1 protein-coding gene is annotated in these 508 nt (G+C 66.9%); it reads right to left on the bottom strand.

Going from position 1 to position 508, the window contains the following annotated elements; genetic code table 11:
* Window positions 1-28 precede the first annotated feature (28 nt).
* A partial coding sequence (locus tag U873_RS0134130) for a peptidylprolyl isomerase (RefSeq protein ID WP_025132489.1) occupies window positions 29-508 on the bottom strand: 480 nt, incomplete at its 5' end.

A 508-nucleotide genomic window follows, 5' to 3' on the forward strand; every position in this document is an offset into this window, starting at 1 on the left:
GAAGGGGGCCGTGAGTTCGCCAGCAGTCCTAGAGCTTTTCCTCCAGCACTTGGTTGAGTACGGCACCGTCGATGCTCAAGGTCGCGGTGTTGAGCATGCCTTCCAGGTAGGCCTTGGCGATCTGTTCCTGGCGCTGGGCGCGCAGGGCCTGGGTCAGGCGATCACGCAGTTCGTCCAGGCTGGCAGTCCGTGCGGGTTGCTGTTCGGTGAGCTTGAGCACGTGGAAACCCGCCGCGCTCTGCACCACGTCCGAGACCGCGCCAACCTTCAACCGCGCCACCGCGTTGCGCACCTCCGGTACCAGTTGCTGCAAAGGCTGCAAGCCGGAATCGCCGCCGCGCTTGGCGCTGTCGGGGTCCTGGGAGTATTGCGTCGCCAGGGCGGCGAACTCTCCCGGCGCGGCCTGGGCCTTGCGGCTCAACTCCTGGGCCTGCTTGCGCACCGACTCCAGGGCTTGCGGATCACCGACCCCGAGGAAAATCTGGCTGACCCGGTACAGCGGCGGGGG

The organism is Pseudomonas sp. PH1b, from assembly GCF_000633395.1.
Taxonomy (GTDB): Bacteria; Pseudomonadota; Gammaproteobacteria; order Pseudomonadales; family Pseudomonadaceae; genus Aquipseudomonas.